The following is a 13,587-nucleotide window of genomic DNA, read 5'->3' on the forward strand; positions in this document are numbered from 1 at the left end:
CGCCCGCCCGCTCAGCGCCGGCGGCCGAGGATCGCCCCGGCGAGCACGCCGAGGAGCACCAGGCCGGCACCGATGACGACGCCCTTGGTGAGGTCGTCCGGGGAGCCCACGGCCGAGACCTTCGCCGGGGCGGTGAACACGCCCGGCTGGGCCGGCGCGGCGGCGGGAGCACCGTCGACCGCGGCCGTCGAGCTCATCGCGGATGCGGTCGCGGAGGCCGGGGCGGCCGAGGGCAGCCCGCCCTCGATGACCCGCTCGACGTTGCCGAAGAACTCCGCTGCCATCTTCTTGGCGACGCTGGTCAGCATCCGCTGGCCGACGCCGCCGGCCATGCCGCCGACGGTCGCCTCCGCCTCGTAGGCGATCTGGGTGCCGCCGTCGGCCGCGGCGAAGGTCACCGCGACGGTGGCGTCGACGGTGCCCGGCGCCCCGGCGCCCTGCAGGTGCATGGTCAGGGACTGGTGCTCCTGGAGGTCCGAGAGGACGCAGGTGCCGGCGTAGGTGCCCTTGATCGCGGCGATGCCCGCGGTCACGGTCATGTCGTAGGCGTTCTCGCCGGTGGCGGCGAGCCGCTCGCAGCCCGGGATCGTCGCGACCAGGACGGCCGGGTCGAGCAGGGCGTCCCAGACCTTCTCCACGGGGGCGGCGATGGTGTTGGAACCGGCGATCTTCATGCGGGGCGCTCCTGGGTGGTGGGGGTCTCCGCGTGCAGGGCGCGGAGCGTGAACAGCTCGGACGGGGAGATCGGCATCGCCGTGATCGGGATCCGCTCGGCATCCTCGATCGCGGACGCGAAGACGGCCGACCCGGGGATGACGCCGGCCTCGCCGGCGCCCTTGATGCCGAGCGGGTTGAGCGGGGAGGGCGTCTCGAGGTGGTCGATCGCGATGCCGTCGGGGATCTCGGTGACGAACGGCATCAGGAAGTCCATGAACGAGGCGTTGAGCAGCTGACCGGACTCGTCGTAGGCCATCCGCTCGAACAGCGCACCGCCGACGCCCTGGGCCACGCCGCCGTGGATCTGGCCCTCGACGATCATCGGGTTGATGAGGTGGCCGCAGTCGTGGACGACTGCGTACTTCAGGATCGTGATCTCGGCGGTGTCGGGGTCGGTCTCGACGATCACCGCGTGCATGCCGGACGCGTACGTCGCGCGCTCGGGGCTGTAGAAGTCCTTGCCCTCGAGCCCGGGCTCGTCGTCCTCGGCCACCGGGGGCTTGCCCGGGTCGCCGACCGAGAACTGGGTAGCGGCCTTGGACGCCTCGTCGAAGGCGTAGCGCAGCGGGTTGGACAGCACCGAGATCGTGGCGAGGTCCATCGAGGCTCCCGGGGAGCCCTTCACCGACACGACGCCGTCGACGATCTCCAGGTCGGCCTCGTCGGCCTCGAGGGCCTCGGCGGCGATCTTGAGCACCTTCTCCTTGGTGCGCTTGGCCGCCAGGTGGATCGCCGAGCCACTCATCACCGCGGCCCGCGAGGCGAACGTGCCGACGGCGTACGGCATCCGGCGGGTGTCGCCGGTGACGACCTCGACGTCCTCGAACTTCACACCGAGCTCGTCGGCGACCAGCTGGGCGAAGACCGTGGCGTGGCCCTGGCCCTGGGTGGTCAGGCCGGTGGCGACCTTGACCTTGCCGGTGGTCTCGATGTTGATGTGAGCGCCCTCGTAGGGGCCGACGCCGGTGCCCTCGACGTAGCAGGCCAGGCCGATGCCGACGGTGCGGCCCTGGGCGGCCATCTCGGCGCGGAACGCGGGGAACTCGTCCCAGCCGATCAGCTCCTTGATCTTCTCCAGCGAGGCGGGGTAGTCGCCGGAGTCGTACTCCAGCTCCCGGCCGTCCTGGAAGATCAGGCCCTGGTCGTAGGGGAACTCGTCGGGCTGGATGAAGTTCACCGCCCGCACCTCGGTGCGGTCCTTGCCGAGGTACTCGGCGATGGCGTCCATGGTCCGCTCCATGGCGAAGCAGCCCTGGGGGCGACCCGCGCCGCGGTACGGCGTGACGATCACGGTGTTGGTGTAGAGCGACTCGTAGACGACCCGGTAGACCTCGGGCTTGTAGGGCCCGAGCAGCTGGGTCGAGGTGATGATCGGGACGATCAGGCCGTAGGGCGTGTAGGCGCCGTGGTCGTGCCAGAACATCACGTCGAGCGCGAGCAGCCGACCGTCGTCGTCGAAGCCGACCTCGATGTGCTGGATCTGGCCGCGCTCGTGGGAGGAGGAGATGAAGTGCTCGCGGCGGTCCTCGGTGTACTTGACCACGCGGTTCAGGGCGCGGGCCGCGAGCGGGACCAGGAGCTCCTCGGGCCACGGGTGCACGACCTTGACGCCGAAGCCGCCGCCCACGTCGGGGGTGATCACGTCGACCTGGCCGAGGTCGAGGCCCAGCTTGACAGCGATCGCGGCCCGCACGCCGGTGGAGGTCTGCGTGGAGCTCCACACCTGCAGGCGGTTGACGTCGGGGTCCCACCGGGCCACGGTGCCGCGGCCCTCGAGCGGCGTGCAGGCGCTGCGCTCGATGTCGAGGTCGAGCTCGAGGCGGTGCGGCGCCTTGGCCATCGCGGCCTCGACGTCACCGGTCTTCTGCTCGCTGCGGGCGCCGATGTTGCCGGGCACGTCCTCGTGGACCAGCCGGTCCGCGGCGCGGGCGGCCTCGACGCCGACGACGGGCGGGAGCACCTCCCAGGTGACCTTGATCCGACCGACGGCGTCCTCGGCCAGGTAGCGGTCCTCGGCGACGACGAACGCGACGGCCTCGCCGACGTGGTTCACCTCGTCCTTGGCCAGGGCGTACTGGGTGCGGCCCTGGGTCAGGTCGGGGTGCGGGATCAGCAGCGGCAGCGGCTCCCCCATCGGCGCGGACAGCGGGCCGAGGTCCTCATAGGTCCACACCAGGTGGACGCCCTCGATCTCGAGGACGTCGGCGACGTCGATGTCGACGATCCGGGCATGGGCGTGCGGACTGCGCAGCACCGCTGCGTGCAGGGTCGCGGGGTCGGCGTGCACGTCGTCGACGTAGCGGCCCTTGCCGCGCAGGAACCGCTGGTCCTCGACCCGCTGGATGCCCTGGCCCATCAGCTTGGTGGTCATGCCGACTCCGCCTCCTTGGCCTGGGTGATCTCGGCGGCGCGCTCGACGGACTTCACAATGTTCTGGTAGCCGGTGCAGCGGCACAGGTTGCCGGCGATCATCTCGCGGGCCTCCTCGTGGGTCGGGCAGGGGTTCTCGTTCAGCCCGGCGGTGATCGTGGTGAGGAAGCCCGGGGTGCAGAAGCCGCACTGGAGGCCGTGGCACTCCGAGAAGGCCTGCTGGACCGGGCTCAGGGAGCCGTCGGGCTCGGTGAGCCCCTCGACGGTGGTGATCTCGGCGTCGACCGCGGAGACCGCGAAGATCAGGCAGGCGCGCACGGGCTTGCCGTCCATCAGCACCGTGCAGGCGCCGCAGACGCCGTGCTCGCACCCGACGTGGGTGCCGGTCAGGCCGAGGTCGTGGCGCAGCGCGTCGGAGAGCAGCCGGCGCGCCGGCACCTCCACGTCGTGGCCGATCCCGTTGACCCGCAACCGGATCAGGTGCAGCTGCTCGCCGTGGCGAACCGTGTCCTGTGCGCTCATCGTGCGGCCTCCCGAGCCTTCGTGACCACGCGCTTGGTGAGCACCCGAACGAGCTGGGCGCGGTACGCGGCAGTGGCATGGATGTCGTCGACCGGGTCGAGGTGCTCGAGGGCGACCTCGCCCAGCCTGTCGTCAGGTACGCCGGACAGGTCGACGACCGTGGGGACGTCGCTGACCGACACGTAGCTGGCGCGGACGCTGTCGCCGTCGACGACGGCGCCGAGGCCGACCAGCGCGTAGTCGCCCTGGCGGCGCGCGATCTCGTCGAACGCGACGCCCGCGCCGGCGGGCAGCGCCGGGAAGAACGCCGAGGTGGCGATCTCCTCCGGGCGCAGGGTGGACTCCAGCGGGCCGAGGAAGAGGTCCTCGGCCGCGATGGTGCGGGTGCCGCCGGTCGAGGCGGCCTCCACGGAGCCGCCGAGGAGGACCAGCACGCTGGGCATCTCGGCGGCGGCGTCGGCGTGCACGATCGAGCCGACGGTGGTGCCGCGGTTGCGGATCGTGGCGTGCGCGACGTACGAGAGCGCCTCGGGCAGCAGCGGCTGGACCCGGCGTACGCCCTCGTGGGCGAGCACGTCGGCGTGCCGGGCGAGTGCGCCGATGCGGACCCCGGCCTCGGTCACCTCGATGGTGTCGAGGCCGGGGATCGCGTTGATGTCGACCAGGGCGCTGGGCCCGGCCAGGCGCATCGACAGCAGTGGCACGAGGCTCTGTCCGCCTGCCAATACCTTGGCGTCTGCATTGCCCGAGAGAACTTCCAGTGCGTCGCCCAGGGTGGTGGGTCGGTGGTAAGCGAACGGAGCGGGTTTCACAGTGTCTTCGTCACCTCTCCTGACGTGCTGGCCGGAGTACGGCCCTTGACCATGTGGAAGTAGACGATGACCAGGATCGAGCCGAGGGCGATGCCGCCGAGCTCGAAGTCGTCGCCGATCGTCAGCGTGACCCCGCCGATGCCGGCGATGATGCCGGCGGCCAGGCCCACCATGTTGACGGGGTTGCCGAAGTCGACCCGGTTCTCGACCCAGATCTTGGCGCCGACCAGGCCGATCATGCCGTAGAGCACGACGGTGATGCCGCCCAGGACTCCGCCCGGGGTGGCGTTGACGATCGCACCGAACTTCGGGCACAGGCCGAGCAGGATCGCGACGGCCGCGGCGACGTAGTACGCGGCGGTCGAGTAGACGCGGGTCGCGCTCATGACGCCGATGTTCTCGGCGTACGTCGTGGTCGGCGAGCCGCCGAAGAGGCTCGCGAGCGCGGTGGCGGCACCGTCGGCGCCGATGGCCCGGCCCATGTAGGGATCGAGGTCGTCGCCGGTCATCTCGGCGACGGCCTTCACGTGGCCGGTGTTCTCGGCGATCAGCGCGATGACGCCGGGCAGCACGAGGAGGATGAAGCTCAGCGAGAAGCTCGGGCCGTGCACGACGTCCACGCCGTCGCCGAGCTGGCCGCTGGGCAGGCCGATCCAGTCGGCGGCCTTCACGCCGGCCCAGGTGACCCGGTCGTGCTCGGTGGCCTCGGTGGCGCCGGCCAGCGTGGAGGTGATCGGACCGAAGACGCCGTCGAAGATCCAGGAGATGACGTAGCCGAAGATCAGGGCGAGGAACACCGCGATCCGGGACCAGAAGCCGGGCAGCAGCACCGAGGCGGCCACCAGGAACGTGGTGGTCAGCAGCGCCACCCACTGGTCCTGGGGCCAGTAGGTCTGGGCCACGACCGGGGCGAGGTTGAAGCCGATCAGCATGACCACGGCGCCGGTGACGGCGGGCGGGAGGATCTTGTTGATCAGGCCGGCGCCCGCGAAGTGCACGACCACGCCGAGCGCCGCGAGCACCAGGCCGGCGACGAGGATGGCACCGGTGACGTCGGCGGAGTCGCCGCCCTGGAGGCGGATCGCGGCCACGGCGCCGACGAAGGCGGCGCTGGTGCCCAGGTAGCTGGGCACCTTGTTGTTGCAGACGAGCAGGAACAGGATCGTGCAGATGCCCGAGAACATGATCGCGAGGTTCGCGTCCAGGCCCATGACCAACGGGAAGACGAAGGTCGCCCCGAACATCGCCACGACGTGCTGGGCGCCGAGGCCCACCGTCTTTCCCCATCCGAGTCGCTGATGCGGCATCACGGCTTCGCCGGGCGCCGGGTCAACGACTTCCCACTTGAACATCGACATCGGTCGTTCCCTCTCTTCGTGCCAACACGGGGCCCGAGGCACCCTCAAGGTAGTGAGGGTCATGACACACCCTGAACGGCGACACGTGCCGAAGGAACGCCAAACCTGCTGGCAAGTCGTGTGTCCTGTGACACAGCATTTCTGTGTCCACGGCGGCGGGTGCGTGCCACGGGTCCCGGCCGGGCCGTACGTGGTCGAGACCAGTCCGGCGGGCGAGGGCGAAGATCCCCGGTTCACCGGGGAACCCCAGGGTTCTCGGGCACTGCAGTGCCGCGGGAGCGCGGGAGGTGCCCGAGGAGTCCCCCTGACCGCTGCTCGAGCCGTGAGGAGACCCGGAGCGGCTCGAGCACCGATCAGTCGATGATCTCCAGCACCCGGAGGGCGACGGCGACGTCGAGGCGCAGGTGCGGGTCCGAGGAGAGCGGGCCGAGGAGGCGCTCGAGCTTGGAGACCCGATAGCGCATCGTGTTGTAGTGGAAGAACTGCAGCCGCGCCGCCTCGGCGACGTTGAAGTTCGTGTCCAGCAGCACCTGCAGGGTCACCCGCAGGTCGGCGGCCTCGGTCGTGGCCTCCGCCAGCGGTCCCAGCACGTCCCGGGTGAACGCGCGCAGCTCCTCGGGGTCCGGGATCAGTGCGATCAGCCGGTGTACGCCGAGCTGGTCGAAGAACGTCGTGGAGCGGCCGCCGTGGATCCGGCGGCCCACGTCGACGGCGCGCCGGGCCTGGGCGTACGCACCCGGCAGGTCGTCGAGGGTGGTCGCGATCCGGCTGACGCCGACCGAGAACGGCCGGCGACCCCCGCCGCGGTCGCCGGTGACGGCGGCGGCCACCCGGGCCACCAGCGCCTGGCCCGGCATGCTCTCCTCAGCATCCGGGTCGACCGGGAGCAGCGTGACCACCTCGGAGGAGAAGTCCACGCACGGCACGCGCTCGTCGACGCTGCGGCTCACCTGCCGCCACGCCGCCGAGAAGCGCTCCTGCCACAGCCGGCGCATCGCGCGGGAGTCGGCCTCCCCGCCGGGGAGCGCCTCGTCGAGCTCGGCGACCAGCACCACGACCGGCCGGCTCAGGTCCCAGCCGAAGGTCTCCGCGTGCTCCGCGACGTACTCGCCGTCGCCGGCGCGGCGCAGGAAGAGGTCGCGCAGGAAGTCGCCCTGGTACTTGTTCTCGACAGCCGTCACCGCCTCCTGGCGGGTGATCAGCAGCGCCGCCACCGCGGCCGCGCGCTCCAGGGCGTGCACGTCGTCGGAGGAGATCGGCGCCCCCGGGCGCACGCACACCAGGCGAGCCAGGTCGACGCCGCCCGCGGCGACCCGCAGCAGGCGCACCTCGCCGTCCCCGATCCTGGCGCCGTCCGCCCCGATCCGCTCCACGCGGACCCGGCCGGTGTGGTCGACCAGGGTGTGGACCGAGAGCTGCTCGCGCAGGTCCTCGCCGATCGCCGCCGCCCGCTCCCGGCCGTCGGAGGAGGTGAACAGCACCCCGACGTCGAGCACGCGGGCCACCTCGGCCGCGATCCCGTCGAGATCGCCGCCCTCCAGCACGATCTGGGTCAGGCCGGAGTGGAGGGCATCCACGCGTGCCAGCGCCGCGATGGCACCGTCCTCGCGGTTGGCTATCAAGATGTGCGCTCACTTTCCGAGATCGTTGGCACAACCTCACATCGGCCTCACCGTAACCCGGCGGCTAGCGTCGGACCCCGTGAGCCCCCTCCCGATCGCCGTCAGCGCCCCGGTGCGCGTGCGCGACCGGTTGCGGGCGGCGGCGGACGGCCCGGTTCCCCTCGTGCACCGCGGTCTGCACGCCGTGTACGCCGACCTCGACGGCTGGTGCGTCGGCGTCGTCGACGGCCTGTCCACGGCGGTGCCCTGCGCACTGCGGACCACCGGCACCGAGCTGCCCGAGGTCCGGGGCGCCCACGTCGCCGGAGGCGTCCTGCACCTCGACGACCGGCCGTTGCTCGTGGGCCGGTACGTCGACGTGGCGGTCCCCCGGCTGCAGATCCCAGTCACCAGCCCAGGCACCACCCCGGCGCCGATGAGCGCCGACGAGGTGGCCGAGCTGGTCGGGTCCGGCGACGGGCTGACGCCGTACGGCGACGACCTGCTGTGCGGCTGGCTGGCCGCCCACCGCAGCGCCGGGATCGCGACCCCCGAGGTCGACCGCGCGGTCCGCGCCCAGCTCCACCGCACCACCCTGCTCTCGGCGACCCTGCTCGACTGCGCCCTCCGGGGCGAGGTCCTGCCGGAGTTCGCCGCCTGGCTCGCGGCGCTCGGCACCGCCGCGGCGCCAACCCATGCCGCCCGGCTCGCCGCCGTCGGCCACACCTCCGGGCTCGGTCTGCTGCGCGGTGCCCACCGCGCCCTGACCGGGCTCGGTCTCGAGATCGGAGCTGCTGCATGACCGACCCCTCCCCCGGAACGACCCACGTGGAGCTGCGAGCCGGCGCCTATGCCGACTCCGTGGCGCTGCTGCAGGTCAGTCGTACCGTCCAGGGCCTCGACGGCGTCGAGGCCGCCCAGGTCGCGATGGCGACCGAGCTCAACGTCGACGTGCTGACCTCGATGGGCTTCGAGGTCCCCCCGACCGCCACCCCCAACGACATGGTCGTCGCGATCCGGCTGGCCGACCCGGCCGCGCTGGACGCCGCGCTCGCCGGGGTCGAGGAGGCCCTGAAGAACGCCTCCCGCCGCAGCGAGGGCGGCGCCGAGCTGGCCCCGCACCGGACCACCGCCGCCGCCCTGCGCGAGGCCGACCCCGACGCGGTCGTGCTGGTCTCGGTCGCCGGGCAGCATGCACTGGTCGAGGCCATGGACGCGCTCGACGCCGGCCACGACGTGATGATCTTCAGCGACAACGTGCCGCTCGAGCACGAGGTCGCCCTGAAGCGGGCGGCCGCCGACCGCGGCCGCCTGGTGATGGGCCCCGACTGCGGCACCGCCGTCGTCGACGGCGTCGGCCTCGGCTTCGCGAACGTCGTGCAGCCCGGCCCGGTCGGCATCGTCGCCGCGTCCGGCACCGGCTGCCAGCAGCTGCTCGCGCTCCTCGACCACGCCGGCGTGGGCGTCTCCTCCGCACTCGGCGTCGGCGGGCGCGACCTCTCCGCCGAGGTGGGCGGGCTCTCCGCACGCGAGGCGCTGCGCCGCCTCGACACCGACCCGGCCGTCGAGCTGGCCGTGCTGGTCTCCAAGCCGCCGGCCGCCTCGGTCGCCGCCGAGCTCGAGAAGTACGCCGCCGACCTGGCCACCCCGGTCGAGCTCGCCCTGCTCGGCGCCGACCAGCCCGACCTCACCGAGTCGGCCGAGCGGATCCTCACCCGGCTCGGCGTCCCCGTGCCCGAGTGGCCGGTGGTCGGCACCGCCGGCCCCGCGACCGGGAAGCTGCTGCGCGGCCTGTTCGTCGGCGGCACCCTGGCCGGCGAGTCCACGCTGGTGGCCCGCGCCGCCCTCGGCACCGTCGGCACCGAGCTCGGCGACCTGACCGGTCCCGGGCACGCGATCGTCGACTTCGGCGACGACAGCCTCACCGCCGGCCGCGCCCACCCGATGATCGACCCGACCCTGCGCCTGGACCGGCTCGCGCAGGTCGCCGCCGACCCGGCCACGGGCGTGATCGTCCTCGACGTCGTGCTCGGCCACGGCGCGGAGGCCGACCCGGCCAGCCTGCTGGCGCCGGCCCTGGCCGAGCTCAGCGTGCCCGTCATCGTCACCGTCGTCGGCACCTCCTCGGACCCGCAGGGCCTGGACCGCCAGGTCCAGGTCCTGGCCGAGGCCGGCGCCGAGGTCCACCTGTCCAACGCCCGGGCCACCCGGCGCGCCCTCGAGCTGCTGGGGAGCAACGCATGAGCACCGTCGTGAACGTCGGGACCGACCTGCTGGCCGAGGGGGTCGAGGCCCAGGCCGTCGACGTCGTCCGCGTCGACTGGCGCCCCCCGATGCCGGGCACCGACACCGACCTGGCCACTGTCGTCGCCGACCCGCTGCGCCACGAGGCCAACCAGCGCGCGGTCGCCGCGATGCTGGGCGTCACCGCCCGGCTCGTCGACGTCGCCCCGGCCTCGGAGGTCCTCGGCCTCGAGCGCGGGCAGTTCCTGCACGCGGGTCCGCCGATCGACTGGGAGCGGGCGTCCGGCCCGCTGCGTGGCGCGCTGATGGGCGGCGCCGCGCTCGAGGGCCTTGTCGAGGACCCGGAGGACGCCGTCGCGCTCTTCGAGTCCGGGGCCAACGTCTCCCTGGAGCCGTGCCACCACCGCAGCGCTGTCGGCCCGATGGCCGGCGTCGTCACCCCGAGCATGTGGATGTTCGTGCTCGAGGACACCGAAACCGGCCGGCGCACCTACTGCTCGCTCAACGAGGGGCTCGGCAAGGTGCTGCGCTACGGCGCCTACGGCCCCGACGTGCTCACCCGGCTGCGCTGGATGCGCGACGTACTCGGCCCGCTGCTGCAGTCGGCGGTCCGGAGCACCCGTGACGCCGCGGGCCCGGTCGACGTGACCGGCATCCTGACCCAGATGCTGCAGATGGGCGACGAGGCCCACAACCGCAACCGGGCCGGCACCCTGATGATGATGCGCGACCTGTCCCCCGCGATGGTCACCAGCGGCTTCGACACCGCCGACGTGGCCGAGTCGATGCGCTTCATCGGCGGCAACGACCACTTCTTCCTCAACCTCGCGATGCCGGCGTGCAAGCTCGCCCTGGACGCCGCCCGCGGGATCGAGGGCTCCACGATGGTGGTGGCGATGGCCCGCAACGGCACCGACTTCGGCATCCAGGTCGCCGGCACCGGCGACGAGTGGTTCACCGGGCCCGCCCAGCTCGCCGACGGGCTCTTCCTCGGCAGCTACGGCCCCGAGGACGCCAACCCCGACATCGGCGACTCCGCGATCACCGAGACCGCCGGCATCGGCGGCTTCGCGATGGCGACCGCGCCGGCGATCGTCCGGCTGGTCGGCGGGACGGTGCCCGACGCGCTGGCCACGACCCGCCGGATGCACGAGATCACGCTCGGCGAGAACCCGCGCTGGTCGATCCCGGTCCTGGACTTCCAGGGCACGGCCACCGGCATCGACGTCACCCGGGTCTGCCGCACCGGCATCCTCCCGCAGATCAACACCGGCATGGCCGGGCGGGTCGCGGGCGTCGGGCAGGTCGGCGCCGGGCTGGTGACCCCGCCCGCGGAGATCTTCCCGCAGGCGCTGGCCCGGCTCGCCGAGCGCACCCGCGAGCGCGCCGGGGCCTGAGGCCGCAGCCGCCGCGGCGCAGGCGGTCCGACGTACGACGGACCGCCTGCGCCGAGGGTGGCGCAGGCGGTCCGTCGTGGGGGCGGGTCAGACCAGCCAGCGGTGGCGCTGGACGAGCGGGAGGCTCTCCCACCAGGTCCCGAGCCCGAGGGTCCGACCGGCGTTCGTCAGGGCCAGCAGGGCGAGGACGCCGATGTAGATGAGGTGGTCGTCGAGGAACGGGTTGTTCTCCGGCCACAGCGCGGCCAGCCACATCAGGAACAGCATCACCGACCCGGCGACCGCCGCGAGGCGGACCCCGACGCCCGCGACCAGCGCGATGCCGACCGCGGCGAGGCCGAGCATGAACAGCCAGTCCACGATCGCGTAGCCGGCCAGCGACTGGAACGCGTCGGCGAAGGGCCCCTTGGTGGCGAAGCTCAGGTAGCCCTCGGTCGGGCTGGCGCCCTCCAGCCAGGACGCCTCCTTCTCGGTGGCGAAGCCGAGCCCGAAGAGCTTGTCCAGGAAGGCCCACAGGAAGATCCAGCCGAGCCCGATCCGCAGGGCGCCGGCGACGTAGCGGGCGGCCCGTCCGGAGGAGGTCTCGACTGCTGCGGGGACAGTACCGGTGCCCGCCGTCGTGGCGGTCACCCCGTCGCGTCCTCGGCTGCTGGCGCTGATGTTCGACATGGCGGGACCTCCTGCTCTGGTGCGGTGTGTGTTGCTGACACCTCCACAGTGACCGCCACCCGGCTGCTCCGGCAGGGGCGGGGGGCACGCGGAGGCCGGGACCTAGGTCCCGGCGGTCGCACCTTCCCAGAACGCCGTGGCCATGTCGACCTTGCCGGAGGCCCGCAGCGGCGTGCCCTCGGCGAGATGGTGCTGGCGCGCGGCGCCCGCGTGGCGGGTCGGTGGGGACCCGTCCGCCCGGACCACCCGCCACCACGGCACGCCACCGCCGTGGGCGGCCAGCACCGCGCCGACCTGCCGCGGGCCCCCGCGGCCCACCGCCTCCGCGATCGCGCCGTACGTCGTGACGCGCCCGCGAGGCACCTGCTCCACGCAGGTCAGCACCGCCTCGACGTACTCGTCGCGATCCGCTGCAGGAGACACGGGCACAGGCTAGTTCCCCGGACGCACGCTGCCCCCGACCGGCGGACCGGTCGGGGGCAGCGGGTTGCGCGAGGCCGGCAGAGTTCAGCCGGGGTCAGCCGGACTCAGCCAGAATCAGCCGGAATCAGTACGTCGGCTGGCTCGGGTCGACCTGGTTGACCCAGGCCACGACGCCGCCGCCGACGTGCACCGCGTCGGCGTACCCGGCGCCCTTGACGACCGCGAGGGTCTCGGCGGAGCGGACCCCGGACTTGCAGTGCATGACGATCTGCTTGTCCTGCGGCAGCTTCTCCAGCGCGGAGCCGTTGAGGAACTCGCCCTTGGGGATCAGCACCGAGCCCGGGATCTTGTTGATCTCGTACTCGTTGGGCTCGCGCACGTCGACGAGCACGAAGTCGCGGGTGCCCTCCTCGCGCTCCTTGAGCATCTGCGCGAGCTGGGTCACCGAGATCGTCGAGCCGGCCGCGGCGTCGGCGGCCTCGTTGGAGATCGCGCCGCAGAAGGACTCGTAGTCGATGAGCCCGGTGACGGTCGGGTGCTCGCCGCAGAGCGCGCAGTTGGGGTCCTTGCGGACCTTCAGCTTGCGGTACTCCATCTCCAGGGCGTCGTAGATCATCAGCTTGCCGACCAGCGGGTCGCCGATGCCGGTGAGCAGCTTGATCGCCTCGTTGACCTGGATCGAGCCGATCGAGGCGCACAGCACGCCCAGGACGCCGCCCTCGGCGCAGGACGGGACCATGCCCGGCGGCGGCGGCTCCGGGTAGAGGCAGCGGTAGCAGGGCGCGTCGACCGACTCGCCGTTCTCGTCGGTGGCGTGCGGCCAGAAGACCGACGCCTGGCCGTCGAAGCGGTAGATCGAGCCCCACACGTAGGGGATCTTCAGGAAGTACGCCGCGTCGTTGACCATGTAGCGGGTCGCGAAGTTGTCGGTGCCGTCGACGATGAGGTCGTAGCCCTCGAAGATGCCGAGCACGTTGTCGTTGTCGAGGCGCTCGTTGTGCACCACGACGTTCACGTAGGGGTTGGCCTCGTTGATGGAGTCGCGCGCGGACTCCGCCTTGGGGCGCCCGATGTCGGACTGGCCGTGGATGATCTGGCGCTGCAGGTTGGACTCGTCGACCTCGTCGAACTCGGCGATGCCGATCGTGCCCACGCCGGCAGCGGCCAGGTAGAGCAGCGCGGGACTGCCGAGGCCGCCGGCCCCGATCACCAGCACCTTGGCGTTCTTGAGGCGCTTCTGTCCGCTCATGCCGACGTCGGGGATGATCAGGTGGCGGCTGTAGCGGCGCACCTCGTCGACGGTCAGCTCGGTCGCCGGCTCAACCAGCGGGGTAAAGGACACGACACGCTCCTTGCCAGATTCTCTTCGCGAGGTCACTACACAGGTCCTCGGCGCAACGCCCGGGGACCTGTTCATGTTCCCCGGCCCCGAGAACGCCGCCGAACATCGTCCCGTCATCCGGACCTGGGCTAC

Annotated in this window: 12 protein-coding genes; 3 read left to right on the forward strand and 9 right to left on the reverse strand. The window is 72.3% G+C overall.

The window, feature by feature from the left end; translation table 11 throughout:
- Positions 1–11 precede the first annotated feature (11 nt).
- The 6 genes from EBO35_RS14390 to EBO35_RS14415 form a co-directional block, all read right to left on the reverse strand.
- Complete coding sequence (locus EBO35_RS14390) at positions 12–674, reverse strand: SRPBCC family protein (RefSeq protein ID WP_122818316.1); 663 nt, start codon at positions 672–674, stop codon at positions 12–14.
- Positions 671–3,088, reverse strand: a complete 2,418-nt coding sequence (gene cutA, locus EBO35_RS14395; RefSeq protein WP_122818317.1) for an aerobic carbon-monoxide dehydrogenase large subunit — start codon at positions 3,086–3,088, stop codon at positions 671–673. Before cutA ends, EBO35_RS14390 begins: the two co-directional genes overlap by 4 nt.
- On the reverse strand, positions 3,085–3,609 hold the full coding sequence (locus tag EBO35_RS14400) for a (2Fe-2S)-binding protein (protein WP_122818318.1): 525 nt from the start codon (positions 3,607–3,609) through the stop codon (positions 3,085–3,087). Before EBO35_RS14400 ends, cutA begins: the two co-directional genes overlap by 4 nt.
- Entirely contained in the window at positions 3,606–4,421 is an 816-nt protein-coding gene (locus tag EBO35_RS14405) for an FAD binding domain-containing protein (protein ID WP_122818319.1), read from the reverse strand. The genes EBO35_RS14400 and EBO35_RS14405 overlap by 4 nt, the downstream gene beginning before the upstream one ends.
- Positions 4,418–5,779, reverse strand: a complete 1,362-nt coding sequence (locus tag EBO35_RS14410; protein WP_164477980.1) for a uracil-xanthine permease family protein — start codon at positions 5,777–5,779, stop codon at positions 4,418–4,420. The genes EBO35_RS14405 and EBO35_RS14410 overlap by 4 nt, the downstream gene beginning before the upstream one ends.
- A 353-nt stretch (positions 5,780–6,132) precedes the next feature.
- A complete protein-coding gene (locus tag EBO35_RS14415) occupies positions 6,133–7,356 on the reverse strand; it encodes a PucR family transcriptional regulator (RefSeq protein WP_206422570.1) in 1,224 nt (407 codons plus the stop codon).
- A 124-nt stretch (positions 7,357–7,480) separates the two neighbouring features.
- Between EBO35_RS14415 and EBO35_RS14420 the strand changes: the two genes are divergently transcribed.
- From EBO35_RS14420 to EBO35_RS14430, 3 genes are read left to right on the forward strand one after another with little or no spacing between them, the layout of a single operon-like run.
- Positions 7,481–8,182 (forward strand): DUF2877 domain-containing protein, encoded by a 702-nt coding sequence (locus EBO35_RS14420; protein ID WP_206422571.1) that lies wholly within the window; start codon positions 7,481–7,483, stop codon positions 8,180–8,182.
- Positions 8,179–9,624 carry an FdrA family protein gene (locus EBO35_RS14425; protein WP_122818322.1) on the forward strand — a complete coding sequence of 482 codons (1,446 nt, stop codon included), beginning with the start codon at positions 8,179–8,181 and terminating at the stop codon, positions 9,622–9,624. Before EBO35_RS14420 ends, EBO35_RS14425 begins: the two co-directional genes overlap by 4 nt.
- Entirely contained in the window at positions 9,621–11,021 is a 1,401-nt protein-coding gene (locus EBO35_RS14430) for a YlbE family protein (RefSeq protein WP_122818323.1), read from the forward strand. The genes EBO35_RS14425 and EBO35_RS14430 overlap by 4 nt, the downstream gene beginning before the upstream one ends.
- Positions 11,022–11,108: 87 nt before the next feature.
- On the opposite strand, the gene EBO35_RS14435 is transcribed toward EBO35_RS14430, so the two are convergent.
- From EBO35_RS14435 to moeZ, 3 genes are all read right to left on the reverse strand, one after another.
- The gene (locus EBO35_RS14435) at positions 11,109–11,690 is read right to left on the reverse strand and encodes a DoxX family protein (RefSeq protein WP_122818324.1); all 582 of its coding nucleotides are present in this window, start codon (positions 11,688–11,690) and stop codon (positions 11,109–11,111) included.
- 102 nt (positions 11,691–11,792) lie between these two features.
- A complete protein-coding gene (locus tag EBO35_RS14440) occupies positions 11,793–12,113 on the reverse strand; it encodes an MGMT family protein (protein ID WP_206422572.1) in 321 nt (106 codons plus the stop codon).
- Positions 12,114–12,237: 124 nt separating this feature from the next.
- Complete coding sequence (gene moeZ, locus EBO35_RS14445; protein ID WP_122818326.1) at positions 12,238–13,455, reverse strand: adenylyltransferase/sulfurtransferase MoeZ; 1,218 nt, start codon at positions 13,453–13,455, stop codon at positions 12,238–12,240.
- Positions 13,456–13,587 lie beyond the last annotated feature (132 nt).

Origin of the sequence: Nocardioides pantholopis, from assembly GCF_003710085.1 — a bacterium.
GTDB lineage: Bacteria > Actinomycetota > Actinomycetes > Propionibacteriales > Nocardioidaceae > Nocardioides > Nocardioides pantholopis.

What these genes read in the sequence shown, in the direction of transcription:
- EBO35_RS14390 (WP_122818316.1), bottom strand. Translation starts at nt 674, where the DNA reads ATGAAGATCGCCGGTTCCAACACCATCGCCGCCCCCGTGGAGAAGGTC.
- cutA (WP_122818317.1), bottom strand. Translation starts at nt 3,088, where the DNA reads ATGACCACCAAGCTGATGGGCCAGGGCATCCAGCGGGTCGAGGACCAG.
- EBO35_RS14400 (WP_122818318.1), bottom strand. Translation starts at nt 3,609, where the DNA reads ATGAGCGCACAGGACACGGTTCGCCACGGCGAGCAGCTGCACCTGATC.
- EBO35_RS14410 (WP_164477980.1), bottom strand. Translation starts at nt 5,779, where the DNA reads ATGTCGATGTTCAAGTGGGAAGTCGTTGACCCGGCGCCCGGCGAAGCC.
- EBO35_RS14425 (WP_122818322.1), top strand. Translation starts at nt 8,179, where the DNA reads ATGACCGACCCCTCCCCCGGAACGACCCACGTGGAGCTGCGAGCCGGC.
- EBO35_RS14430 (WP_122818323.1), top strand. Translation starts at nt 9,621, where the DNA reads ATGAGCACCGTCGTGAACGTCGGGACCGACCTGCTGGCCGAGGGGGTC.
- EBO35_RS14435 (WP_122818324.1), bottom strand. Translation starts at nt 11,690, where the DNA reads ATGTCGAACATCAGCGCCAGCAGCCGAGGACGCGACGGGGTGACCGCC.